A 25213-nucleotide genomic window follows, 5' to 3' on the forward strand; every position below is an offset into this window, starting at 1 on the left:
TACTACTTTAACGAGCCGTTCCGTTCTTATGTCAGCATCCCCTTTGCCCAAACTGTTGCCGCGCCATTTAGCCATTCTGTTGATGATGACCGTGGCTACCATGTTCGCTGCGAATCACGTTTCTGCGCGGTTGGCGTTTGATAATGGCACGGGCCTGCTATTAGCCGTTTTAACCCGCTCCGGGGTCGCTTGCTTAATCCTGCTAGCGCTAGTGATTGTGCAACGAAAGCGCTTATGGCTGCCCGCTGGATCCTGGCCCTGGCAGCTCACCGTGGGGCTGCTGATTGCCGTGCAAAGTGTCAGTTTGTACTCAGCAGTGGCAAGGCTGCCGGTGGTGATTGCGCTGCTATTGGTCAATACCTTCCCTATTCAGCTGGCGCTACTGAGCTGGGCGCTGGGTGGGCCGCGCCCAACCCTGCGTAGCTGCCTGATTATGGGCACTATTTTAATTGGCTTACTGGTGGTGCTGGATATTCCCTCATGGATTGCCACTGCGGATGGCATGGGTCCAGGTTGGATAGCGGGCATTGGTTTTGGTCTCATGGCCGCCTTTGTGTTTGCCTGCGCTTTATGGGTTACCGAGCATCGCTTGGCCGGGGTGGGCAGTACTCTGCGCAGCCTGCTGACCATGCAAACGGTGTTCATCGTTATGATTATTGGCGGCTTTGCTGGCGTGGTGCCAGGGGGGATGAGCCTGCCGGATAACAGCGCAGGTTGGCTTGGGCTTACGCTACTGGGGCTGCTTTATGGCTCCGCGTTTTCGACGCTGTTTATCTTTGTGCCGCGACTCGATATGGCGCGCAACGCACCGGTAATGAACATCGAGCCTGTAGCCTCACTTGTGCTGGGTTATTTCGTTTTAGGTCAAATGCTTAGCCCCGGGCAGCTAATGGGTGGGGCAGTTGTAGTTGGTGGTATTGTGGTGCTCAGCTTATCCAAGGGGCGGTAAATATTTGCGTTCTTCATAGTTATAGACCAAACTGCAGTGGCGTAAGGAAACACTGTTTTTTAACTGAGGTACAACCTATGAAGATGTCCCTATTATCACTTACATCGGCGGCACTCCTGGTTGGCGCAGGCGCTTTTGCAACGTCTGCTCAAGCACAGCAATCTTTCACCTATCCACAAGGATATGTAGGCGGTGACGCGATGTTCTGGAGCCTGGATCCAGAAAGAGGCTCCTCCCGCGATGACGTAGGCCTTCGCCTACGCGGCGGCGCTCAATTTAACGACTACTTCGCGCTGGAAGGGCATTTAGGCACGGGCGGTTCCGATGGCGGCGCTGATCTAGACCATCTAGCCGGTGCTTATGCAAAAGGTATTTTTCCGGTGGCGCCTGAAGTGCGGTTATACGGTTTAGCAGGCTTCACAGAAGTCGAGGTCAGTGACAACCGTGAAAGCGGGTTCTCCTACGGCGGCGGCGCTGAAATGGACGTAGCAACCAATTTGTCGGTAGGCGCGGATTACATGCGCTATCTGGATAAATCCGACTACACCTTCGATGCGGCCAGTGTCGGTTTACGCTATCGGTTTTGATAGCGGCTTTAACAGCGGTTAAAATCGTTACAGAAATAGCTAGTTATACCCCGAACCCCCATGGCGTTTAGCCGTGGGGGTTTTTGTTTTGTCTTTCCGATATTTTCCTCATGTGTAATGGAACGTTTCTTGCTTGAAGTTACAGTCAGTGCATCTCTTCGAAGGTGTGTACTCACGTTGAACAACAAGTATTTCTTAATCGACAGCTTAATGACTGTCAGAGACTCGGCATAACTTTTCGTAGTTTGAGCCAAATGCTGCAACTGCGAAGGTGATAATGTCGAGATGACTCGCTGGCAAGAAACGAAAATATAAAGACCAGTGCTCAACTTGCTTTAGCTCCATTCAAGAGGAAACTACCATGTATAAAATAAGCAAAATGGCTGTAGCAGTAGGTTTATGCTCAGGTTTAATGGCTGCATCCGCAATGGCTGAAGCCGCCGAAAAAAACTGGCGCATGGCAACCCCATGGAGTGGCGGCCCCTGGCTCGAACGTGATGCGCAGATGTTTGCAGATCGCGTCAATGAGCTTTCCGGTGGCGAAATTGCCATTGAGGTTTATCCCGGCGGCACCTTAGGCAGTGCGCTGAAAGTAACCAATACAGTTAAGTCAGGCGTTGCGGAAGTAAGTCACAACTATATTAACTATGACTATGGTACCGACCCGACGACTGCCCTGTTGGCAGGTCACTCAAGTGGTTTAACCCCTGAAGAGTTCATGATGTGGATGTACGAAGGGGGCGGCGTAGAGCTCTATGAGGAGTATCGCCGCGATGTGTTTGATGTGGTGGCTTTCCCCTGTGCGATTTTGGGCACCGAAATCTTCCTGCATTCCAATAAACGTGTCGAAACATTAGAAGACTTTCAGGGCTTACGCTTGCGTACTTCCGGTGCATGGTCTGAATTAGCTTCCCGGCTTGGTGCATCCACGGTGGTAATGGCCGGCGGTGATATCTACAGCGCGCTGGAACGTGGTGTCATTGATGCGGCGGAGTGGGGCAGTCCTGAAATGAATAGCCCTACCGGTTTTCAGGAAGTGGCGCAGTACGTAATTCTACCGGGTGTTCACCAATCAGGTGGCTTCTTGGAGTGCCAGGTCAATGAAGATACGTGGAACGAGTTGAGTGAAGATGAACAAGCGATGCTGCGTTTGGCGGGTAAGCTAAGCGTTTTTGAAACGTGGTTGGCGAGTTCATTTGCTGACTTGGGCGCCTATCAGGAATTGCTCGATGGCCCCAATGAAATCGTTCATCTGGATCAGGCGTTCATCGACACTATTTATGAAGAGACGGTTAAGTGGGAAGACGAGTATGCCGCTGAAAACGAGTGGTTTGCACGCGTAGTTGAATCCCAGCGCAGTTTTAAAGACACCATGAGCGTTTGGCCTGAATACCGCTTACCGATTGGTAGCATGGGTCGCTAACTGAACCATCAACCATATGAACGAGAGGTCATTGATCTCTCGTTCATGCGTATAAGCCCCTCTTTTATGACGTGTTGATGAGTAGCCATCATGAAACTAATTCAAGCGATTGAGTCGCTAACCCGTTGGGCTGGTTGGGTTGGTGCGATATTGATTTTTCCTCTAGTGGGCGCGCTAGTAGTGGAAGTGTTCAGCCGCTATGTTGCCGGACGCCCAACGCTATGGGCGTTTGAAATTAGCTATATGGTCATGGGCGCCATGTTTATGCTGGGTATGGCGAATGCACTGCGTATTGGCCACCACGTGAGCGTAGATTTGGTGTCGATGCAGCTTGGTGCTAAAGCGAATGCACTGCTGCGTATTATCGGCTACGCGCTGTTTTTACCCATATTAGCGTGGTTGGTATGGGAGTTGTTTCATTACGCATTGGAAGCCTTTAATTCCAATGAACGCTCGGGCCGTTCCGCATGGAACCCCATCGTTTGGCCGATATTAACGGTGTGGTTTATCGGCTTTACTTTGCTAGCGCTGCAGGTAGTAGCAGAGATATTAAAGGCGGTCGCGATACTGCGTGGCCAGCCGCTACCTGAGGAGCACGCATCATGAGCAGCTATTTATCGTTAATGATGTTCCCGGTTCTAATGCTGTTTATTTTTTCCGGTTTTCCCATCGCATTTTCAATGATTTTGGTAGCAACGGGTTTTGGAATTATTCAATTTGGTGATGTCGCTGCCTATCAGTTGCTGACCAAAATCGAAGATACTGCGTCTAATTCTATCCTCGCCGCCGTGCCACTCTTTATCTTTATGGGGGCAATGCTTGAGCGTTCGGGCATTGCCGTACGGCTATTTGAAGCCATCCATATGTGGACGCGTCGTTTACCCGGTGGTTTAGGTGTAGGCGCGATAATAATGGGGACGCTATTTGCGGCCTCAAGCGGTGTGGTGGGAGCTACCGAGGCAGTCATCGGTATGCTCGCGATCCCGGTAATGCTTAAACACCACTACAACAAAAGCCTGGTTTCAGGAACGATTTGTGCCAGTGGATCACTTGGTACCGCCATTCCACCTTCCATTACCGTAGTGGTACTTGGACCGGTGGCGGGCGTCTCAGTCGGTTCGCTATTTAGTGGTTTGCTAATCCCCGGCTTTTTAATGGCGGCAATGTTTTTAATCTACATCGTTGGCGTCGCCTACTTAAAGCCAGAGATGGCACCCAGGGTAGAAGAGAGCGAGCCGGATATAAGCTGGCAAGAAAAAATGCGTGTCACAGTAGTCGCATTACTGCCTACCATGCTGCTGATTTTTACCGTGCTGGGCACCATTCTAATGGGGTTGGCAACGCCAACAGAAGCAGCAGCCTGTGGAGCGCTGGGGTCAGTCTTGTTGGCACTGGCATATCGCAACCTGACGCGGGATGTATTGTGGCATGCGGCCATTAAAACGATGAACATCTCAGCGATGATTCTACTGATCGTTATGGGCGGCAGTATGTTTGCAGGCGTCTTCTTTGCCTCAGGCGGTATGGCCACGGTTCAGTCGATGTTGATGGATACCGGTTTAAGCCCCTGGATGATTCTCGGCCTTATTCTACTCATCGCTTTTATTGCAGGCTTCGTACTCGACTTGATCTCTGTCGTTCTGATCATCATTCCGGTGGCCATGCCGATTGTGCGCATGCTGGGTTTTGATGAAATATGGTTCTGTGTAGCCTTTCTGGTAGTGCTACAAACCAGCTATTTAACACCTCCGCTTGCCCCAGCCATTTTCTACTTGAGAGCCATTACGCCGCCAGAAATTACGCTTAAGCATATGTATTGGGGAGTAGTGCCTTTTATCATCGCGCAGTTAGTGGTGCTAGCCCTGGTGTTAACATTCCCCAGCCTCGCATTATGGCTGCCAGATGTGATGAGTGGTCCGTCTTGGTAAATAACTGAGCGTGATTGGGAGTAAGTGATGCCGCCTTCGGGCGGCATCTTGCGTTATGAGCATGGTGCGATATATTGTTAGCGCGCTAATTAATTGTTAGACTAAAGTCTCCTATGCTATTCCCTATACGATGCGCGCCCGATGAGTGGCGCTGGCCAGGTGGTTGCCTGGTGGCTAACAAGTGAGCTCTGCATGACCCCCGACCAAACATTTGCCCGCTGGGTGAAGGTAGCCATTGCTGCCTTTGTGCTGCTATTTATCTATTTTCTGCTGGCCGATAGCTTTATGCCCATGACACCCGAAGCACGGGTGATGCGGCCGGTAACTCGAATTGCACCTGAGCTCAGCGGCCCGGTCAGTGAGCTTTTAGTGCGTGATCATCAACACGTTGATAAAGGCGATGTGCTGTTTCAGCTAGACCCGGCGCCGTTTCGGTTAGCCGTCGAGCAGGCCCAGCTAAGCCGCGAGCAGGCTGAGCGGGAGAATGCCCGCTTGGAAGCAGAGCTAACCTCTGCGCAAGCGGAGTTGGCATCTGCTGAAGCGACGGCTGCTGAACGTCGGGGCGAGCTTAACCGCGCGGAAACACTGATGGCGCGACAGAGTGTATCGCGACAACAGTACGAACAGCAGGTCGCCGCTGAGCGGACTGCACAGGCCAGCGTGGCGGCGGCCAGGGCGAAAATCGTTAGTCTTGAAGTGCAGCTGGGGGATGTTGGCGAAACTAACCTGCGTTTGCGCCAAGCCGATAACGCACTCTCACAGGCTCAGCTGAACCTTGCCCATACCCAGGTGCGTGCGGCGCAAGCAGGCAGCGTTACCAACCTGCAATTGGAGGTGGGCGACTATGTACAGGCTGGCCAACCGGCCATCGCCGTGGTGACGGACGAGCTCGATATCATTGCCGATTTCCGGGAAAAGAGCTTGCGTCATATCGCACCGGGCGATGCAGCACGCGTGGTGTTTGATGCCTGGCCGGGTCAGGTATTTGATGCACAAGTGCTCGCTATGGATGCGGGCGTTCGGGAAGGGCAGCTAGCGGCGGATGGGCAATTAGCCGACATACCCACGACTGACCGCTGGGTACGCGATGCCCAACGCATGCGCGTACATGTAGCGGTGACAGAACCCATCGCCAACGCCTTAGCCAGCGGGGCCCGTGCGACGGTGCAGCTCCAGCCTAGCGACGCGGCATTGGCCAAACCCTTTGTATGGCTACAGGCGCACCTGATCAGTTGGCTGCACTATGTTTACTAAATGCATGTTTAAAAAGCGTGTGTCCCCTGAGCGCTTAGCTCGCCCCGGGTTAACCCAAAACGGTTTACGTCAGTGCCTTCGGGTAGCGTGTGGGGGAGCACTAGGGTTTGTGGTCAGCCAGTTAATGGGCTGGAACTACGGCGTGTTTTTTACCGTTTTTCCGATGTTTTTACTGGGCATGGTGCCGATTCTTAACGGCCATATTATTCGTCAGTTTTTAACCAACGTATCGCTTAACGTTATTGAAGTGAGCCTGGTGGTTGGGCTGCTCAAGCATATGCCAGTGGTGATGACGCTGGTGGTGTTGGGGATGTTTCTGTTTCGCTTTAATCTCATGGCGAAAGGGCCGCTGTTTCTGTTTGGCGCCAACGGCGTACTGACGCTTAGCATTCTGCTTCATTTTGCCAGCTACCCGAATGTAGTTCTCAGCGATCTGCTAGCCTGCAATCTTGTCGCCAGTGGGTTGGCGGTATTTATCGCCATGCTGATGCATACGCTGTTTCCCGACGTTGAAGCGCGCCAGCCACCGCCACGGGTGGTCAAGCCTGCCTCACAGATTCGCCATGAAACCTTAATCGGTGGATTAACGGCCACGCTCTCTTTTGTGGTGTTTCAGGTGTTTGATCTGCAGGGGTCACTATCTGCCCAAATGGCGACCATTTTGGTGCTGTTTGCGCTGGGGTACTCCGGGGCGCGGGCATCTGCCGCTAAGCGTGCGGTGGGAACTTTGCTGGGTTGCAATCTAGCACTGCTGATGCAGCTACTGCTCTATACCCAAAGCCATCATTTTTTATTGGTGATACTGCTCTATTGGCTAGGATTGATGCTTTTCGCACGCGAGCATATTCATGAAGGCGTAGGATCGGGTATTGGTTTTGGTGGGCTAACAACGCTGGGAATTCTATTTGGCCAATCGCTAGGCCCGCAGCAGGATTTGATTTACAGCGCGCTCTATCGCTTCTCATCCATGAGTGTTGCGCTGGCCCTGACGCTGCTCGTCATGGCTTGCCTACATGTTTTATTGAACCGCTGGGAGTCCACGCGCTTAATAAAATAAACCGACCATCAATAAAGTAGCGCAACTTTTTTAATAAAGACTACTCTGATGAAGTGTCACCGTGTGATTGCAGTGCGACTCGCACCTTCACACACGGCATTTTCCCTACTAACGGATTAGAGGTGTTTGTCATGGCAACTGGTACAGAAGACAAGGCAAAAGGCGCAGGCAACAAAGCAGCCGGTAAAGTTAAAGAAGCGGCGGGCAAGGCGACTGGTAGCACCAAAACAGAAGCCAAAGGCAAAGCCCAGCAAGCAAAAGGCGAAGTGCAAAAAGGCAAAGGCGATGCCAAGGAGAGCCAGAAAAAACAGCGCTAGTTACTTAACAGTGATTACAACAGGGGGCTTCGGCCCCCTGTTGGCGTTTATGCAGCTTGAAAACACTCACTCCTCATTATTAGCGCTAATGCGCTTGGGAGTGGCTTAGTCATATGAGAGAGGCTCAATAGTGACCCAGTAGCTTCCACCACAAACCACCGCCAACCACCCAGATAACGAGATTGACCACGCTCATAATAAAGCCCGCTTTCCACCATTCACCTAATGTGAGATAGCCTGATCCAAAAATAACGGGCGAGGTGCCCGTCGCATAGTGGGTCAACGTCATCATAATGGAAGAGGTGGCAGCCATGATCAGTACAAACGGCATGGGCGGGGCGCCCAGGCTCAAACCGACGGTAAGAAAGGCGGCCATCATGGCGGTGATATGTGCCGTAGTGCTGGCAAAGAAGTAATGACTGTAGAGAAAGGTCAACACCAAAAGGGCCGATGCTCCCACCCAATTAATCCCCATCCGGGTAATGCCGTTCTCAATATTGCTCGAAAACCAAGCAATCAGCCCAGTCTCGTTTAACTGACTCGCCATCATGATAAGGGCACCAAACCATAGCAGCGTATCCCACGCGTTTTTCTCGTTCAGCACATCTTCCCAGGTCAAAACACCGGTAATCAGTAGTAGCGAGAGGCCAATAAAGGCTGAGGTTGTGGTATTAAGAGTGACGGCATCGCCCAAGAAAATTGCCGGAATATCAGCCCACAGCAGTAATAGCACCAAGAACACCAACAGCATAATGACTTCATCTAGGCTGATTTTACCCATTTCGGCCAGCTTATCGCGTGCCATCTGCGTGGCTTGGGGAGTCTGTTTAATGTCCGGCGGATAAAGCAGGTAAAGAATATAGGGCATGGCCAGGATGGCGACTAAACCCGGTAACAGCATCGCGAGCGCCCAGGTCATCCAGGTCAGTTGAATGTCTGCCCCGGTAGCAATGGAGATTAGCTCTACGGTCAATGGGTTGGGCGCCGTGGCGGTAACAAACATCGCCGAGGTAATAGGATTGCTGTGATAATTGACCAGCGCCAGGTATTTGCCAATCTTGCTCGAAGTACCCTCTTCCGGGAGTGAGTCAAAGCCTTTGGCTATAGAGCGCATAATCGGGTGCATGATGCCGCCGCCTCGCGCAGTATTGCTTGGCGTGACGGGGGCAATACAAAGCTCAGAAAATGCCAAACTGTAACCAATTCCAAGCGTTTTTTTACCGAAGATAGAGATGAAGTAGTAGCCAATTCGTGCGCCAAGCCCTGTCTTGATGAGCCCGCGCGAAATCATAATCGAGATGGCAATTAACCAGATTAGAGAGTTGGAGTAACTACTTAACGCATTGTTAATGGCGGTGCCTGGATTGTCACTGGTGACCCCGCTCGCCGCCACTATGGAAATGGCGATGATTGAGATGGCCCCTATGGTCATTGCCTTGCCAATGATGGCGACAATCGTCCCTACGAACATGGCCAGCATCAGCCAAGCATCCGAGGTGAGGCCTTCAGGCAAAGGAATCACCAGCCATATCAGTAAGGTGACAGCCACCGCTATTGCGGTTGGCCAGGGTTTGAAAGGCAGCGTCGACATCGTAGAGGCCTATATAAGGTAGGTGTCAGCGGCACGCTTATAGGCAATCAAGCAGCGCTTTATTCTCTACTTAAGTCTAACCCCGGTAGACGCCAGCCAACTTGCCCCATGTCAATGATGGGGCAATTGCGGAGAGTCAATGTCGCGGCAATCAATTAAAAACCCGCTAACGGTTATTGATAATAATCAGTCGCGGGTTTATCGGCTGATACGAACCGTCAGAACTTGGTTTCAGCTCAGCTCATTTCAGCTCAAGCGAAAAGCTCATTTCAACGCCAGCGTCATCCACTTCTAGCCAGTACTCCATGCTCTCGTAGATGTCGCCATACTGCTTGAACATCTCAATATCAGACTGGGTCAGATCCTCGGTTTCTACTTGCTCCATGACATCAGCCAGCGAATGATAAAACTCACCGGTCATGTGGCCATGAAGCAGTAGGTCGCGCTCTGATATTGGAGCTTCCAGCTCATCTTGCAGTGATGCTGAATCGCTGATGCCCGCGCCCAGCACAATGGCGGAGTCAGACATAGCGGCATAAAGCGCTGGCATATCTGGCGGCAGCAGCATGCTTTTGATCTTCTTGGTCTCTCCGCCGGGTTCTAGGCCAAGCGCACCTAATTCAGGCAAGAAGGCACTTGCTGTGGAGAGCAGGCTCATAGGATTTTGCGAGGCGAGGGCGAGGATGCCGGTCGCGATGGGATCGCCGTTTTTCATTGCCAGGCTGTCGATACGCGCATTGAAGCCCGAAAGCGACGGACCAATCATCTGGGTGATCGGGTTGTTGACCGCCATGTTGATCTCGTTCCAGGCGCTGTTCAACTCCTGAAGCTCATCACAGCTAAACGGATTCTCGCGCATTTCCCGAGCATACTTCTGAATGGTTTGCGTCAATATAGGCAGGTCGAGGCCCAATCCAAAGCTGGCCATCCCCTCTGTGCTGCCTAGGCCTGGAACTTGAGTGGTTAGGGCACGTAGGTCGCTGACAATATCCTCATCGGTTTCCAGGATGAGGTTCATCTCCATGCGATCAAGACTGTACTCCCGTGCGCCCATTGCCAAGCCAGGAAAACGGCTAGTGATACGGTCGATATCTGCCTGACAGGAGGAGAGATCCAGCGGCGCTAGATCCACCGCGTCCATCAGTGCTTGAGTCCCTGTGTGAGTGGGAGTGCTCAGCTCATTCAGCACTCGTGAGGAGTCAATCTGACCGGCGCCGTAAGGTGTAAAACCATGGCGCTGTTCAATTTCCGCCAGTGCGCCGGTATCCCCAATGCTGCTGTCGGGCAGGCTGTTACCAAGTATCTGCGCTAATAGCTCGTCGCTGGCATCCTGCGGCACTACCGACATCAACAGTTGCTGATCGATAATGGCGAGGATCGCCTTGATGGGCCCCTCTTGTGTCAGCACCCAGTAGTCATTGCCGTTGGTGGTGGCTTTGCTCGGGTTGATCTCTGCTTTGGCTAGGATGCGCTCCAGCGTGTCACGAAAAGCATCTTCATCGTGCAGTTCAAAGCGCAAAACAGGCAGAATGCCCAGCCCATAAATAGCGCCTTGAGGCCCCATTTTGAGACCCAACGCATGAACATCTTCCAGTGTTTCAACCCCTACCAACTCTTCACCCATGGCGATTAACAGCGTCATCATCGAGCGCTGCACTTCGTCGTCTATCTCGGGCAGTGTACTGCGTAGCTCATCCAGATCAGTCTCAAGGCTATTGTTGGGCTGGGTGCGCTGAAAAATATCAAAGATATCCTGTTCCGGCAGTACTTCACGGGTGGCCATAAAGTAGGGCGAGTCAGCCGGAATGTATTTTAGCATCGGCGCTACGTTATTTTTCGCTGCTTCCTCTTGTGTTGCGGCTTCGGTAGGTTCGTTATCATCGCTGCAAGCACTCAGTAAGCCAGTGCTCAGCAGGGCTAGGGATACCGCCAGGGAAAGTTTGGTTTTCATCTGGAATCAGTTCTTTGCTAGGTGTTGGTTTTAAATCAAGCGTGGCTAATAGAATACTCTGCAAATGAGAATCACACACGAGCAATGTATAATTAATTTTTAGCTTGGGTGGCAAATACGTTTCATCCGTTAAGCGCAGATTCGGTACTGGCCAATGAGAGATTGACTATTAAACGGCCAGTTGAGTCTCGATACGCAAGTGGCGCCTGAGGTTCCACTCAAGCGCCACCTTTAGCAGCAGGACTGTTTTAACAGATGCTTTTAAACTTCCTGATAAAGCTCGCTCCCTTTCTGGCGAAATTTCTCTGCCTGCTCTTCCATGCCTTTCATCACTGCTTCCTGATCACCATTCAGACCGTGCTCATTGGCGTAGTCGCGCACTTCCTGGCTGATCTTCATGGAGCAGAACTTCGGCCCGCACATGGAACAGAAGTGCGCCACTTTGGCTGAATCTTTGGGCAGAGTTTCGTCGTGGTATTCACGGGCAGTATCCGGGTCTAGCCCCAGGTTGAACTGGTCTTCCCAGCGGAACTCAAAGCGCGCCTTGGAAAGCGCATTGTCGCGCCGCTGTGCCGCCGGGTGACCCTTGGCCAAGTCCGCCGCGTGGGCAGCAATCTTGTAGGTGATAATGCCAGTTTTAACATCATCCTTATTGGGCAAGCCCAGGTGCTCTTTCGGGGTGACGTAGCAGAGCATGGCGCAGCCAAACCAGCCGATCATCGCCGCCCCAATACCGGAAGTAATATGGTCGTAGCCTGGGGCGATATCCGTGACCAGCGGCCCAAGCGTATAGAAGGGTGCTTCGTCACAGTACTCCAACTGCTTATCCATGTTCTCTTTCACCAGATGCATGGGCACGTGGCCGGGGCCTTCGATCATTACCTGCACATCGTGTTTCCAGGCGATATGGGTCAGCTCACCGAGGGTTTTAAGCTCCGCCATTTGCGCTTCGTCGTTGGCATCCGCCACTGAGCCGGGGCGTAGTCCATCGCCGAGGGAGAACGCCACATCGTACTGCTTGCAGATCTCGCAGATCTCCTCGAAGTGGGTATACAGGAAGCTCTCCTGGTGATGGTACAAACACCACTTGGCCATGATCGAGCCGCCGCGGCTGACAATGCCGGTGACCCGCTTGGCGGTGAGCGGCACATAGCGCAGCAGCACGCCCGCGTGAATGGTGAAGTAGTCCACACCCTGTTCGGCCTGCTCGATCAGCGTATCGCGGAAGACTTCCCAGGTGAGGTCTTCGGCTACGCCTTTAACCTTTTCCAGCGCCTGATAGATAGGCACCGTGCCAATCGGCACCGGCGAGTTGCGTAGTATCCACTCGCGGGTTTCGTGGATGTTCTGCCCGGTGGAGAGATCCATGATGGTGTCTGCACCCCAGCGGATGCCCCAGGTCATCTTATCCACCTCTTCTTCAATAGAAGACGTCACCGCCGAGTTACCCAGGTTGCCATTAATCTTGACCAGGAAGTTACGGCCAATAATCATCGGCTCGCTTTCCGGGTGGTTGATGTTATTAGGAATAATCGCCCGCCCACGAGCCACTTCATCACGCACAAACTCCGGGGTGATCTCTTCTGGTAGGCTGGCGCCGAAGCTTTGGCCAGGATGCTGGTGGCCCAGAATACGCTCTACTTCTGCGGTGCCCAGCGCCTGGCGACGCTGGTTTTCGCGGATGGCGATAAACTCCATTTCCGGGGTGATGATGCCTTGGCGGGCGTAGTAAAGCTGAGTAACGTTTTTTCCAGGTTTAGCCCTACGCGGAGTACGAGTTAGATCAAAGCGCAGCTGGGCAAGCGTAGGGTCGTTGGCGCGGCGTTTGCCGTACTCAGAGGTGTGGCCTTCTAGAAATTCAGTGTCGTCGCGCTCTTCAATCCAGGCACGGCGCAGGGCGGGCAAACCTTTACGTAAATCATTGATGGCCTCTGGATCTGTGTAGGGGCCAGAGGTGTCGTACACCAGCAGCGGCGGGTTCTCTTCATCAATGCCGGTGGTTTTGGTGGGCGAAAGCGAGATCTCCCGAAACGGCACGCGGATATCTGGCCGCGAACCTTCGATATACACCTTACGCGAGCCGGGCAGTGGCTGAATGGCGGCGGCATCGACCTGGGCGGTTTCGGCTAGAAAATGGCTCGTTTTGCTCATTGGTAGGTTCCTTTTAGTTGTTAGCAATTAATGAGTGAGGTCTTCGTCTATCAGCTCTAAACCCATCTGCCAGAAGTCGATTTCCAGGCAAGTGGCATCGCGGAAGATCTTGCTGAGTTCGGCAAAGCGGGCGGGGGTTACATCGGCAAGGCGGGTATTTAGCCATGCAAGCTCCGCCTGCATGGCGGCCTGAAACTCCTCGCCTTCGTACATGGCGATCCAAGCGTCAAAGGGGTTTTGCGCGCCGCGCAGAGTGGAAGGCTGAGAGTTCAACCAGTTGGCGATTTCGCCGTAACCCACCAAGCAGGGGGCCAGCGCCACGTGCAGATCCAGCAGGTCACCGCGGTTGCCGGTATCCAATACATAGCGGGTATAGGCTAGCGTGGCTTTGGCTTCGGGAAGTTCGGCCAGCTCCTGCTCGGAAATCCCCCACTCCTGACAAAAGCCCACATGCAGGCCCAACTCCACATCCACAATGGCTTTTAAACCTTCATGGGCCTGGCGCAAATCCGCCAAGGTGGGGCTTTTATAAGCAGCCAGCGCGTAGGCGCGGGCGAAGTGGATAAGAAACAGATAATCCTGCTTTAAGTAGTGGCGAAACGACGCCTCAGGCAGCGTGGCATTGCCCAATTGACGCACAAAATCGTGCTCAATATAGGCGCGCCAATCTTGCTGGCAGGCGGTGGTGAGATCAGTAAAGCGGTAGCCCATGATGCCTCCGGTGGTAATGATCCGGAGGGCAGGCGAAAAAGATCGAGGGAATGGCGCGGAAGGTGGCGTGCGATCGTGAGAGAGCTAGCCAAGGCCATCGCTTGATCCCTACGCCGGTACCCGCGCTGCGACTTGTGTAAGTAGCAGCGCATTAGCCGGATCAGGTTCAGCGGGACCAGCGCTCGGCAGCATTAATTGCTACGCCCTGCGCCATCTCAGCCGGATTTCACCGGCACCCCGTCAAGCTGTTCTTTGGTGGAGTGTAGGAGGTAGGTGGGGGTGATGCAAGGGGGGTATCTAGTAAGTCAGCAGTAGAAATGAATGAAAAAGTGAATTCAATAGCAATAATTTTTTCAGTACGAAGGCTATAGCATTTGGCTACATAAAGTAGCCTTTACCCTCTCTATAAATTTCATTGATTGTCTTTTTAGATATTGATGTTTGTTTGGATACAGAGTTTTTTAGAAATTAAAAATCGCTAGAAAAAGAAAAATTGAAATGTGATGACAAATTTTCTTTGCTCTTGAGTAACAATGAGTTAGATTTAGTTAAGATGGCTGCGCAGTAGCTGTTAAATTGCACTATCTGTAGAGATACAAAATCCAAAAGGAGATGTGAATGCCCAATACAAGAAACATAGTAAAAGATTTTAGAGTCGAGACTGCGGTTGGAGCAAGAAAGTGTCATGCCAGTTCATTGCATACAATAAAAGCAGGTGAAAAGCACTTTGCTTATAATGATCCAGGCAGAATAAATATTTGCATTAAATGTGCCCCAGTAATTTTGAAAGTAGCTGAATCACATGTTGCTAAAGTTCGTCAAGAGCTTCAGTGATAGAAAATTAACAATTGGCTTGTTGTTGCCCCTTAGTGGTTGGGAAGACCTTACTGCCATTTAACGGCTCAAAGTCTGCCCAAAAGTCAAATTTTATAAAAAGGAAAAGTAAATGGGAATAAACATTTTTTGGGATAATTCCAATATTTGGCTTGTAGGAAGAGGGGTTTGCGAAAAGAAAGAACCCAATGATGAGCAAGCATTTCGCATCCATTTTGAACACCTATTCGATTTTGCAGCAAACAAAAGGCCTGTCGATTACGCCTTTCTTGGGGGGTCCGAGCCACCTCACAATGACGCCCTTTGGAAGCGCTTTAGTGATTTAGGCGTAGTAGTAGAAAAGCAAGAGCGGGGAGCCTTATCTGGCGGAGAAGTTGCAGTTGATGAATCGTTACATTTAGCTATGGCAAATAGAATACTTGACTGTGATGGGCCGCAAACTTTAGTGCTACTGACTGGGGATGGTAGCGGCTATGAGGATGGCGGCGGCTTTATTAAACAGCTAGAGCGAGCCAAAAAGCATGGATGGGAAATAGAAGTTATTAGCTGGGATGCAGGATGCAATCGACATTTAAAGTCTTTTGCAGAGCAGCATGGAATTTACCGCTCACTTGAACCTGCTTACGAAAAAATCTCGTTCATTAACAATAAGCGCTGGGCCAAAAAAGTATAAAAAGTGCCCCATCCTGCATATCTCTTGCGCTGGATAGTTTGAATGGTGTGCTTTTGTGGCTTTGCTTCGCAAAAGCATCCCATAACGTGCAACTTAAAAATTGCCGCTGAACTTGGGATTTAGGCTGTACCCGTCCCCTGACGGCTAAGTTTTGGTAGGATCGAGGAAACGGACGAGAAGTGGTCAGCATGCCGCACTTTAAGGCTTATAACTACGATCAGGAAGCCATGGTGTAGTGATTAACTACCAAGAGCAACTCATACTTGGAACGCTTGAGCACGCAGCACATTACCTGATCGAACATAAACTCGACTTATCAGTTTTCCATCCCAAATGTAGCAACGACGCAACAGGTCGGCTGGTCTATGATCTAGTTTACAGGTGATACTAGACGTAATATTAAAAGCTACCATTACAGTAGCTTTTATTAATAATCTATCTTATTTTTTGGAAGATTTGCTAGGTTTTAAGCCCGGAGTATTTCCCGGTGTGCTTTTATTGTCACGTCGACGTTGATCAGGTTTCCCTGTTGATTCTGCATCTGGCTTTGGGCCTGGTTTAAGAGCCATAATAATTTTCCTTAGGTGTGTGAGAGCAATCCTCTCATAAATCAACTTACTCGTATTGATGCATATGTTCAATAGGCATGAGAGGTTTGGTTTTAACTAGGTCACAACTTTGATTTGGTTGGAGTGAACTTCGACTATTTGCCTATAAGATCAAAGCGCAATTCCAACAAGGCCTACCTCTGCGCAAGTTAGTTGCACACTTAATACACGCATATTATGAACTTATAGTTCCGAACGTGGATTGAACCATGCAAACTGCTGAAGTTACCAAGTCCACACGAAAACCAACGAACCTCTCGCTAGATAGTGCGCTTCTCAAAGAGAAAAAAGGCTTGGGAATCAATGTCTCGTGATCCGCAGATGTAGGGGTTGCGGAAGCGGTGAAACGACACAAGCAGTCGAAGCGGCTGAAAGAAAATGCCAGCGCCCTAGCAAGCTCGAATGCATACGAGGAAACAAACGGTTTGCCACTCGCATGGCTCCGTCAGCACTAACTCTGCTCCTTAAAAGGCGTAAAATAATGGGCAGCATCCAGGTCTTTGAATAACTCTTCAACCATAAAATCAATAAACACCCGAAGCTTGGGAGCCAAGTGCTTGCTGGTGGGCCATAAAATCCGAAAGGTTCCCTGGTGCTCGATATAGTTGTTCAAGACCGTCACTAGTTCTCCCTTATCGATACCTTCGCGTACCATAAAGTCCGGTAGGCAAGCGATGCCCAAACCTGCACGAGCCACGTCGATCAATGCTTCAGAGGTGTTGCATACCATGGCGGTATTTAGCGTGGGCGTTGTTTCGTTGACGATTGGCCGAAGTGGCCAAGCCTCATATTTACCGGTACTGGGAAACTTGTGCTGCAAACAAGCATGATCAACCAAATCAGCAGGCGTTTGCGGTTGTCCCTGCTGGGATAGATACTCCGGTGACGCAACAAGCACTAAGCTGTAGTGCCCAAGTGAGCGTGACATTAAGCGTGAATCTGCTGGCTCCCCAGTGCGGATAACTGCATCGAAGCCTTCCTCAATCACGTCGACCATCCGATCCGAGAAATCCACGTCTAGCTCGATCAATGGGTAACGATGCATAAACGAGGTCAGCACTGGCATCACTAACCGACCAACAAGTGGAAAACTCACCCGAAGTTTGCCCTTGGGCTCTTGATGTATTTCTGACAGCTCCCGTTCTGCTGCTTCAACCTCGCCTAATATACGGCGGCAGCGCTCAAGAAAGAGTGTACCCTCTGATGTCAGTGTGATGCTGCGGGTGCTTCGATGAAGTAAACGCACACCCAAACGGGTCTCCAGACGAGCCACGCTTTTTCCGATTGCTGATGAAGAGACGCCAAGGTTACGCCCAGCAGCGGAGAAGCTGCGGGTTTCCGCTGCCTGAACGAAGTACTCAATGCCACTTAGTGAATCCATGGTTATCCATTAGAGAATTTTATTCCGATATGTTTGGAAATTTAGCATTATTGTCTTGATTGCTCAAAGTGCCTAACGTGATTGCCTATTCTCACATGCGGCAGGTAAACCCGCTGTTGCGGTTTAAACCTGCGCTTTAAATAGGCGACACAGTGATGACTACTTCGGAAATAGGGAGTTTGAACAGAGACAGAGACGAAACCGAGCAATCAGATCGGCTGCCGATTACGGCTTTGCTGGCACTGGCGTTGGCGGGCTTCGTCACGATCTTGACCGAGGCGTTGCCTGCAGGCTTACTTCCACAGATCGGAGCAGGGCTGGAGGTTTCAGAATCGCTAGCGGGTCAGCTTGTCACCGTTTATGCCATCGGCTCACTATTGGCCGCTATTCCATTAGTGGCCGCAACGCAGGGGGTACGGCGTAGGCCCTTATTACTGGCCGCTATTATAGGTTTTGCCGTCGCCAATACGATTACAACGCTCTCAACGAGTTACCTTTTGACAATAGCGGCTCGCTTTCTCGCGGGTGTGGCGGCAGGTCTGCTGTGGGCACTCTTGGCGGGTTATGCCGCCCGCATGGTACCTGAACATCTTAAGGGGCGCGCCATCGCGATTGCGATGGTGGGAACGCCATTAGCCCTTTCGCTGGGTGTCCCCGCAGGCACGTTCCTCGGTACTTTGGTGGGCTGGCGTGCCTGTTTCGGCATCATGAGTGTGCTAGCGCTAATTCTGGTCGTATGGGTTCGCTTGAAGGTGCCTGACTTTGCAGGCCAGTCCACGGGAAAACGGTTGTCACTTAGCCAGGTATTTATGCTGCCGGGGATTCGATCGGTGCTGTTCGTAGTGCTGGCTTTTATACTCGCCCACAATATTCTCTATACCTATATTGCCCCATTTCTGGCAAATGCCCATCTGGCCGAGCGAACCGATCTGGTTCTGTTGGTCTTCGGTATTGCTGCGTTGGTGGGTATCTGGGTCATCGGTATATTGATCGACCGTTACCTCCGAGTACTGACGCTCGCCAGTACCGCCTTGTTCGGGCTAGCGGCATTGGCGCTGGGTGTAGCTGGTGGCCGTTTATGGCGCAGTGGGTGCCTGGGGTCTGTCATTTGGCGGCTCAGCAACGCTGTTTCAAACAGCACTCGCCAAGGCGGCTGGGGAGGCCGCGGATATCGGGCAGTCCATGCTGGTGACAGCCTGGAACTTGGCCATTGCTGGCGGTGGCATTATTGGAGGTCTACTGCTGGATCGCTTTGGTACCGTTTCATTTTCGCCCGCACTGCTGATACTGCTTATAGCAACACTGTTGGTGGTGTTGGGTGCACGGCGGCATGGATTTCCAAGCTCATAACGCTAAACGGTTTTCTGGCCAATTGCTGCCGACGGCGACGTTTGGCACAGATCTCCGAGCGTTTGCGGTTGTTGACAAAGCATCTGCTGCCGGTGACGTTGAACCGGCCTACACCTGTCTACTCTGTCGGCACCCCACATTGGGGATGTTCGGGATGTCGGGATGCCCACTCCCCAGCCTCTCTACAGTCCACCGCCTAACCAAAGGGAAACGCTATCGAGCATGACGTAACGGGCCATATCCCTACAGCTGACTTGGTGATCCGGCCCGTGTGCGGGTGATGGCTACTTTCGTCCCGGTGATGGATTTTAGCCATCAGGCGCGCTACATTGGGTTAACTTAGGTTCGGGGGGTACTGAATTGATGGCTAAGCTCACCATAGAGCGCGTTACCGCAAACATGCCTATGCACTCTTTGATGCCTCAGGCCGCATGGCAGTCAATACAATCCCCTAACAAATAGCTTCCAGATGGACGCGCCTTAGTCCAAAACGCATTTATTCGCCATGCTCCGCACGGCGAATAAATTCTTAACTATTAGATGCTACCCCCCACATCGGCCTATGGAGTAAACATGAAAGAAGAGCTCGACATTACAACGCTTATCTCAAAGGAACAGATAGCTGGCGGTAGTGGCCAAAGAAACCTGTATTGCCCAGTTTGCAAATGCATCAATTCTCATGTGAAGCCACCTTTTTTTATGGTCGACGAAAAGTGGCATGGCAATGGTGTGCTTGCGGTTACACCAATGTGGAGCGAGTGTGGCTCAGAATGGGAAGTTTGCATCGGGTCGCACAAAGGCGATGCCCCGATATTTATTCGCGTCACAAAATATTGCAAATAGTCTTTATGCTAAGAGAAGCACCTAACCCGACGCTAAAGTTTGCTCCCTTCGGGCGCAGCGAAGCACCTTCGTCGCGTCGTTTAGCTTTACGTTAAGTTTTAGGAGCTTGTGTGAAGTTTTCTCAAAAATTCTTATATTTGTTTGAACAGCTTGAAATGCTCGAGAAAGGCATCGTGAAGCAATCTTATGAGCAATATAAAGAGGCTTTTGGTGGTGAAACCTCAATCAATGTCGCAGATCCCAATTTCGTAAAAGTAACAATGTACGAGTACTTCATAAATTATGAAGGACCCGTTATAGCACGCTATATGATTATCACTCAGCTGTACTCACTGTTTGAGCGTTGCGCGATCTCATTTTCTAGGGATATAAGTAAAATAGAGAATCGAATCAGCATTACGGATCTACATGGTAGCCAGGGCTTTAGAGGTATCAAAGCTTACTATACTAAAGTCAAAGATATCAACTATGCCTCTTGGGACAAGCTAGATAATTTAAGAAAAGTTCGAAACTTAGTTGCTCACAGTGATGGTTATTTAATGTACTCAGACCAAAAGAATAAAATCGAAAATTTAGCGAACCAGAATCTAAACCTCATGGTATTGTCCGATGGACGGCTCGCTGTCAATTCATCCTTTCTTAAAGAATCAATGCGGGCGGTTATGGAGTTTTTTGACATTGTTGAACCATTAGTTTCAGAGCCAAGTTCCTTGCTTAACTTTGGGTATAAGCACGTTAATGAGTTCATAGAGTTCAGTCGTGAAAGAGAAACTTAACAAACGCTTCAAGAGCGACAGCCAACGCGTGGGGTTCTCAGTTCAAATGGGAATTTGTATTTACGGCTGTTATGGTTGAGTTCAGTGGTTTTGCGTTGTCTTCCCCTTAAGCTGGCGTTAGAAATTCGAGGTAGCTGTGGCTGATTCCCGTGTAAGGCTAAAAAAGACTAACCCCGAGGTACTGATTGGCAACCTTCGTGGGGAAGTCGGTGAAGCTATTACCAATTGGATAATTTTGAGGCATCTACTTGGTTCAGCGAATCATCTGCAAACTGATGATATTGAGGCAGATATGAAAAATGAAAGTCTCGCATTTATAAACGCATTAAGAGATCGGATCAGCAATGATCTAGTGCTTACGTTGGCAGAGCTTTCGGAACAGAAAATTGGACAAACTACGTTCTATTTCGCGTCTGAAAAGCTAGGAACACTGCAGGACGAGGTCCAGGAGTTTAGACGCTTCATAGTGGCAAACAAGCTCAAAGAAAAAAGAAATCGCGAGATTGCTCATCGTGAACAGCCGGAAGAGTGGCCTCAGAAAGGTGATATCAGAATCACATATAAAACTCTAACTGTCGCTGTGGCGAAGGCAATTCGGCTGATGAAGAAAGTTGATTCAGAGTTTTTGGGTAAAGAAGCCTTTGTACAATGGCAAAAAATGCGAGCAACGCGATATGACTTGGCTATGCCCGCACGAGCCAAATACTTGCTTCTTCCTCACATGCGGGATAGCCGATAATCTCTAACAAATGCAGGCATGGGGCGCTCTTGAAGTCGCGCCCCTACTGCTAGCTTTAGGTTTTATACATGCAAACGATCGATGAATACTTGAAGCGGACGGAAAGCGCAGTTCAGCGTCTTTTCGATGGTATCGACGATTATATTTCGATCCTTCGAACCGCAGTTGGGATGACTTTTGTTACTTCTGAGCCTTATGGTCCTGAACAAGATGCTGAGTATGCAGCGTGGAAGGCCGAAAATGCTAAGAGACTACATGCTGCACGGGAAGCTGAGCAAAAGTACCTTGCTGAGACCTTCGCGTTGGACACCCTGTGTGGCGCAGTCTTACAGGTTGCGGCAAAAGCAATTGAGATCTACGGGCACAGCAAGCCAGTCCCACAGGTTTTTGAGAGCATTGTTAAACCGAAGATATCCAAATTTTGCATTGGGCGGAAAGTCCGCACTGTGCCGCTCGGCCTCATCATTTACGCTGCTCGAAATCAGCACACTCATTTCAATGATGGCAAACTGAGAGAGCCAAGCGCTTCAGTTTTTAAGAGACTCGCAACTGAGCACGGCTATGGAGGTGAGCAGCAGTTTTCTGATCCGGCATTCGATGTTACTAATCCGCGTTTGATGAGTCTTGCTAGCAATGTCACTGGTCTTATCGAGTGGCGATCTTACGAAAGTTATATTGCGGATATGCGTGCTTTGCTGCAAACCTAACTAACACAGTTACGGCGGCGGCTGCTCCATTGTGGCTTCGCCTCCATTCCGCAGCCGCGCGTACTGGCAGCGTTAAATCAGTAGTGATACCTGAGTTGGGCTATAAGCAAAGCGTCATCCGTGACTTTGTAAACCATTCGGTGTTCTTCGTTGATTCGTCGAGACCAATAACCCGCGAGACTGTGTTTGAGGGGCTCTGGTTTGCCGACGCCTGCAAATGGCTCACGTTTAGTCTCTTTGATGAGCTTATTAATTCGGTTAAGAATCTTCTTGTCGGTTTTCTGCCAGTACAGATAGTCCTCCCAGGCGTTCTCGGAAAAAATTAGCTTCATCCAAGAAGTTCCTTCTCCCGTCCACCACCTTGCTCCAGCTCGGTAACGGATTCCAGCAAACGGCGGGCGTTCTTAGGTGCGCGCAGGAGATAGGCTGTCTCTTGCAGTGCTTCATAGTCTTCGAGAGAAATCATTACCACGGATTGCGCTTTGCTTCGGGTGATGATCATAGGTGCATGGTCTTCACAGACCTGCTCCATGGTTTTTGCTAGATTCGTTCTAGCGGCTGTGTAGCTGATGGCGTCCATAAGGTCACTCATGTACAGGATGTTGTTAATGTACAGAATATAGTACGTGATGAGGTTTGACAATCGACTGCTCTGTGTTCGGCTTTTCGCCGCTTCGCCATTAATACCAATAGCATGGCTTGGGCAATGAAAGCGTAACCAACGTAACCGCGGCCCAGTTGAGCGCTGCATAGCGCTGAATGAAAAACGCGATGGCGACGAAGGCCAGAGAGCACCAAGTAGTGCGCACTAGTTAAGGTAAGGGTGCTCAGCTTATGAGTCAGCAAATTTTTGTATAACACCCTGTTCCACTGCATCAATGTCTGCTGCCAACGTTTTCCAAAGTGTCGTATAAAATCCGCTATTAACCATTTGATCGGTGAGCCGGTCGTTATGCATAAAATGGAAAGATGAATGTCACAAGAATTGTTTTTCCCCGTTATCGAAACTGAACGACTAACACTAAAGCCTTTAACCATTGATGACTCAGCTAGCTTACTGGCGATATTTTCAGACTCAGAAGCATGCGTTACTGGAATGCCGCCCCTTGGTCCACTGCTCAGGATGCCCTTGATTTCATCCATCAGAGCAGCGCTTCCATGCAGCGCCAGGAAGGGCTTACTCTTGGTATTTACGTCAAAGCCAGTGGCAAGCTGGCCGGAAAGTGCATGCTCTTTAGCTATGACCAGGAATCTAAACGCGCCGAGCTTGGTTTTGGGTTGGGCCGCAGCGCTTGGGGGAAAGGGTATATCCAAGAGGCAGGCGAAGCGCTGATTCAGTATGGATTTGATTCGCTTGGGCTACGGCGCATTGAGGCAGAAATCGATCCGGATAACCATGCGTCTGCAAAGGCATTGGAGAAGCTTGGGTTTACCAGAGAGGGGCTGCTGCGCCAGCGTTGGGTGATTAACGGTATCGTTTCTGATTCTGCCCTGTACGGTCGGCTGGTGAGTGACCCAGCGCGGTCTCACTGAACCCAACGGCGATCCCACCATGCCTACCTTACAGCTTGAACTTCTTGCGGATTATTTTCAGTTCTACCTTCAGGATGAAACCGCCAGCGGTGACCTTTCCAAGGCGTGGAGCCCGGCGGCGGTAACGGGTAACGTGCATGCTGGCGATGGCAGAAGGCGTGGTGGGCGTAGGCACTGCACGCAACATGCTAGTGCCGGTAGCGGTCGAGGTGCTTGAAACGGCACCACCTGCGTTGCTTGAACGCTTTGATCACGTGGTGGAAGGCTCGCTGGAGGTAAGCAATGGCACGCTGGTCATCGCAGGCTGCACGGATTACTTGCCAGATGCCGCCCGGCTGCCAATAGCGAAGGGCGGGTACGCTGTAAGCGTTTGCGCTTCGGGGTTGGGCACACACTTTCCGAGGATGGCTTGCAGGGCCAAGATCATTACCTGGTTCAGCTATGGCCAGTCCCATTGGATGCGCTATTGTTAGAGCCGCGTGTGTTAAAGCAGTCATGTTATTAATTCAGCATGTATCAAACCAGAGGAACCCAAATGGCCGAATATACCGCCTCCATTCAGTGGGCCCGTGGGGCCGATGAAGCCTTTGTCGATCAGCGCTATAGCCGTGGGCACGAGTGGTTGTTTGATGGCGGCGTTCGCGTGCCTGCTTCGTCATCGCCCCATGTGGTGCCATTGCCCTATTCGGTTGAAGCCAACGTAGACCCTGAAGAGGCGTTTGTAGCCTCGCTTTCCAGTTGCCATATGCTGTTCTTCCTCGCCATTGCCGCCCAGCAGGGCTTTGTGGTGGAGAGCTATGTAGATCATGCGGTGGGGGTGATGGAGAAGGGGAGCGATGGGAAGATGGCCATGACCAAGGTAACGCTGCGGCCAAAAGCGGTTTTCTCAGGAGAGCAGCACCCATCGGATGAGGTGCTTGAGCAGATCCATCACGCCTCCCATGAAAAGTGCTTTATCGCTAACTCCGTTAAATCAGAAGTGTTGACTGAGATTCAGCATTAACGTGGATAAGTCGCTGGTTTAGCAGGGACGTAGTATAGCAAAATAGTATGGCAGCGGTTAGCCTAAACGGTTGGTCAATCACGTTCATTGAGCATATAGGCGCAGCCATGGAACATTCATCCGACGTAACGCTGGCGTTGGCAGACGCATCGTCATTTGATGTGTTTAAACAAGAGTTAAAAGCCTCGTTTAGTGTGGCGGTGGTAGAAACGTTTGGCGCGGTGGAGCCGAGCTTGATTCCCTCTGACGGTGATATCGAAAAATCGCTTACTGCGCCAGACGCCGTCGTGTATCACATCCTTTTAGATGGCGTGAAAGTGGGGGGCGCGATTGTGACCATTGACGAATCCACCCAACAGAACGCGCTGGACTTGTTCTATCTCTTACCTAGCACCCTCGGGCGTGGGGTGGGCTACCGTGCCTGGAAAGCCATCGAGCAGGCGTATCCGAAAACGCGGGTATGGGTGACTCACACGCCTTACTTTGAAAAGCGAAACATCCACTTTTATGTCAATAAGTGTGGTTTCAAGATTGTCTCATTTTACAACCGTTATTACCCCTTGCCGGATGAAGAAGAGCGGGGCAGTAAGGCACACAAGCTAGAGTTTTTTGGCTTTGAAAAAGTCATGATGTAAGTATTGAAAGGAAAAAGGATTTTAAAGTGGCCGTAATGGAAGCAGAGAAAGCCGATGTTGCCGAGGCATACTAGGCATGCTTTCCCAGTGAGAAGAGCCATGCGCTATATCAATCTACACTAGGGGTCTGCCGGGCAGCCGTGATGAGCGGCTACCGCAGCGATTTCTGCGTAACAAGCGGGAGCCCAGAGCCCATCTGTATATGGCCTCAG

The 25213-nt window shown here is 50.9% G+C and carries 26 protein-coding genes, 1 pseudogene and 1 riboswitch; of the genes and pseudogenes, 20 read left to right on the forward strand and 7 right to left on the reverse strand.

Annotation, left to right across the window (positions count from 1 at the left end):
* The first annotated feature begins 28 nt into the window (after window positions 1-28).
* From MLE19_RS10830 to MLE19_RS10865, 8 genes are all read left to right on the forward strand, one after another.
* Window positions 29-949, forward strand: a complete 921-nt coding sequence (locus tag MLE19_RS10830; RefSeq protein WP_240718199.1) for an EamA family transporter — start codon at window positions 29-31, stop codon at window positions 947-949.
* A 77-nt stretch (window positions 950-1026) separates the two neighbouring features.
* Window positions 1027-1536 (forward strand): porin family protein, encoded by a 510-nt coding sequence (locus MLE19_RS10835; protein ID WP_240718200.1) that lies wholly within the window; start codon window positions 1027-1029, stop codon window positions 1534-1536.
* Window positions 1537-1897: 361 nt separating this feature from the next.
* Entirely contained in the window at window positions 1898-2959 is a 1062-nt protein-coding gene (locus MLE19_RS10840) for a C4-dicarboxylate ABC transporter substrate-binding protein (protein WP_240718201.1), read from the forward strand.
* Between the two features lie 90 nt (window positions 2960-3049).
* Window positions 3050-3565, forward strand: a complete 516-nt coding sequence (locus tag MLE19_RS10845) for a TRAP transporter small permease subunit (RefSeq protein ID WP_240718202.1) — start codon at window positions 3050-3052, stop codon at window positions 3563-3565.
* Window positions 3562-4887, forward strand: a complete 1326-nt coding sequence (locus MLE19_RS10850; RefSeq protein ID WP_240718203.1) for a TRAP transporter large permease — start codon at window positions 3562-3564, stop codon at window positions 4885-4887. The genes MLE19_RS10845 and MLE19_RS10850 overlap by 4 nt, the downstream gene beginning before the upstream one ends.
* Before the next feature lie 192 nt (window positions 4888-5079).
* Window positions 5080-6141, forward strand: coding sequence for an HlyD family secretion protein (locus MLE19_RS10855; RefSeq protein WP_240718204.1), 1062 nt, complete (start codon window positions 5080-5082; stop codon window positions 6139-6141).
* Window positions 6131-7198 (forward strand): DUF2955 domain-containing protein, encoded by a 1068-nt coding sequence (locus MLE19_RS10860; protein WP_240718205.1) that lies wholly within the window; start codon window positions 6131-6133, stop codon window positions 7196-7198. The genes MLE19_RS10855 and MLE19_RS10860 overlap by 11 nt, the downstream gene beginning before the upstream one ends.
* A 131-nt stretch (window positions 7199-7329) precedes the next feature.
* A complete protein-coding gene (locus MLE19_RS10865; protein WP_240718206.1) occupies window positions 7330-7515 on the forward strand; it encodes a CsbD family protein in 186 nt (61 codons plus the stop codon).
* Window positions 7516-7639: 124 nt separating this feature from the next.
* On the opposite strand, the gene MLE19_RS10870 is transcribed toward MLE19_RS10865, so the two are convergent.
* The 4 genes from MLE19_RS10870 to tenA form a co-directional block, all read right to left on the reverse strand.
* Window positions 7640-9106, reverse strand: coding sequence for a DASS family sodium-coupled anion symporter (locus tag MLE19_RS10870; protein WP_240718207.1), 1467 nt, complete (start codon window positions 9104-9106; stop codon window positions 7640-7642).
* Window positions 9107-9347: 241 nt separating this feature from the next.
* A complete protein-coding gene (locus MLE19_RS10875; protein WP_240718208.1) occupies window positions 9348-11057 on the reverse strand; it encodes a hypothetical protein in 1710 nt (569 codons plus the stop codon).
* Between the two features lie 261 nt (window positions 11058-11318).
* Window positions 11319-13208: a phosphomethylpyrimidine synthase ThiC gene (thiC, locus tag MLE19_RS10880; protein WP_240718209.1), complete on the reverse strand. Its 1890-nt coding sequence runs from the start codon at window positions 13206-13208 to the stop codon at window positions 11319-11321.
* Window positions 13209-13235: 27 nt separating this feature from the next.
* Window positions 13236-13919 carry a thiaminase II gene (gene tenA, locus MLE19_RS10885; protein WP_240718210.1) on the reverse strand — a complete coding sequence of 228 codons (684 nt, stop codon included), beginning with the start codon at window positions 13917-13919 and terminating at the stop codon, window positions 13236-13238.
* A gap of 88 nt (window positions 13920-14007) precedes the next feature.
* A riboswitch (TPP riboswitch) is annotated at window positions 14008-14169 on the reverse strand.
* 368 nt (window positions 14170-14537) lie between these two features.
* Between tenA and MLE19_RS10890 the strand changes: the two genes are divergently transcribed.
* The 3 genes and pseudogenes from MLE19_RS10890 to MLE19_RS10900 all read left to right on the forward strand — a co-directional run bounded on the left by MLE19_RS10890 (window position 14538) and on the right by MLE19_RS10900 (window position 16489).
* Window positions 14538-14753 (forward strand): hypothetical protein, encoded by a 216-nt coding sequence (locus MLE19_RS10890; protein WP_240718211.1) that lies wholly within the window; start codon window positions 14538-14540, stop codon window positions 14751-14753.
* Window positions 14754-14865: 112 nt separating this feature from the next.
* Window positions 14866-15426, forward strand: coding sequence for an NYN domain-containing protein (locus MLE19_RS10895; protein WP_240718212.1), 561 nt, complete (start codon window positions 14866-14868; stop codon window positions 15424-15426).
* An 817-nt stretch (window positions 15427-16243) separates the two neighbouring features.
* Window positions 16244-16489 (forward strand): annotated as a pseudogene (locus tag MLE19_RS10900) (type II toxin-antitoxin system CcdA family antitoxin).
* Here MLE19_RS10900 and MLE19_RS10905 read toward each other — a convergent pair.
* Window positions 16486-17415: a LysR family transcriptional regulator gene (locus tag MLE19_RS10905; RefSeq protein WP_240718213.1), complete on the reverse strand. Its 930-nt coding sequence runs from the start codon at window positions 17413-17415 to the stop codon at window positions 16486-16488. The pseudogene MLE19_RS10900 and the gene MLE19_RS10905 sit on opposite strands and share 4 nt — an antisense overlap.
* A gap of 155 nt (window positions 17416-17570) precedes the next feature.
* Between MLE19_RS10905 and MLE19_RS10910 the strand changes: the two genes are divergently transcribed.
* The 5 genes from MLE19_RS10910 to MLE19_RS10930 all read left to right on the forward strand — a co-directional run bounded on the left by MLE19_RS10910 (window position 17571) and on the right by MLE19_RS10930 (window position 21830).
* Window positions 17571-18965 (forward strand): MFS transporter, encoded by a 1395-nt coding sequence (locus MLE19_RS10910; protein ID WP_240718214.1) that lies wholly within the window; start codon window positions 17571-17573, stop codon window positions 18963-18965.
* Window positions 18966-19338: 373 nt separating this feature from the next.
* Window positions 19339-19608 carry a hypothetical protein gene (locus tag MLE19_RS10915; protein WP_240718215.1) on the forward strand — a complete coding sequence of 90 codons (270 nt, stop codon included), beginning with the start codon at window positions 19339-19341 and terminating at the stop codon, window positions 19606-19608.
* Window positions 19609-19718: 110 nt separating this feature from the next.
* Complete coding sequence (locus MLE19_RS10920; protein WP_240718216.1) at window positions 19719-20384, forward strand: hypothetical protein; 666 nt, start codon at window positions 19719-19721, stop codon at window positions 20382-20384.
* 136 nt (window positions 20385-20520) lie between these two features.
* Window positions 20521-21123 carry a hypothetical protein gene (locus MLE19_RS10925; RefSeq protein ID WP_240718217.1) on the forward strand — a complete coding sequence of 201 codons (603 nt, stop codon included), beginning with the start codon at window positions 20521-20523 and terminating at the stop codon, window positions 21121-21123.
* Window positions 21124-21191: 68 nt separating this feature from the next.
* Entirely contained in the window at window positions 21192-21830 is a 639-nt protein-coding gene (locus tag MLE19_RS10930; RefSeq protein WP_240718218.1) for a hypothetical protein, read from the forward strand.
* Window positions 21831-21907: 77 nt separating this feature from the next.
* On the opposite strand, the gene MLE19_RS10935 is transcribed toward MLE19_RS10930, so the two are convergent.
* Window positions 21908-22162, reverse strand: a complete 255-nt coding sequence (locus MLE19_RS10935; protein WP_008958271.1) for a Txe/YoeB family addiction module toxin — start codon at window positions 22160-22162, stop codon at window positions 21908-21910.
* On the reverse strand, window positions 22159-22410 hold the full coding sequence (locus MLE19_RS10940; protein ID WP_240718219.1) for a type II toxin-antitoxin system Phd/YefM family antitoxin: 252 nt from the start codon (window positions 22408-22410) through the stop codon (window positions 22159-22161). Before MLE19_RS10940 ends, MLE19_RS10935 begins: the two co-directional genes overlap by 4 nt.
* A gap of 503 nt (window positions 22411-22913) precedes the next feature.
* On the opposite strand from MLE19_RS10940, the gene MLE19_RS10945 reads away from it, so the two are divergent.
* The 4 genes from MLE19_RS10945 (at window position 22914) to MLE19_RS10960 (ending at window position 25001) form a co-directional block, all read left to right on the forward strand.
* Window positions 22914-23363 carry a GNAT family N-acetyltransferase gene (locus tag MLE19_RS10945; RefSeq protein ID WP_240718220.1) on the forward strand — a complete coding sequence of 150 codons (450 nt, stop codon included), beginning with the start codon at window positions 22914-22916 and terminating at the stop codon, window positions 23361-23363.
* Between the two features lie 137 nt (window positions 23364-23500).
* Entirely contained in the window at window positions 23501-23836 is a 336-nt protein-coding gene (locus MLE19_RS10950; RefSeq protein ID WP_240718221.1) for a hypothetical protein, read from the forward strand.
* A 62-nt stretch (window positions 23837-23898) separates the two neighbouring features.
* Window positions 23899-24366 carry an OsmC family protein gene (locus MLE19_RS10955; protein WP_240718222.1) on the forward strand — a complete coding sequence of 156 codons (468 nt, stop codon included), beginning with the start codon at window positions 23899-23901 and terminating at the stop codon, window positions 24364-24366.
* Between the two features lie 107 nt (window positions 24367-24473).
* On the forward strand, window positions 24474-25001 hold the full coding sequence (locus MLE19_RS10960) for a GNAT family N-acetyltransferase (RefSeq protein ID WP_240718223.1): 528 nt from the start codon (window positions 24474-24476) through the stop codon (window positions 24999-25001).
* The last annotated feature ends 212 nt before the right edge of the window (window positions 25002-25213 follow it).

Source organism: Vreelandella neptunia (assembly GCF_022489065.1).
GTDB lineage: Bacteria > Pseudomonadota > Gammaproteobacteria > Pseudomonadales > Halomonadaceae > Vreelandella > Vreelandella neptunia_A.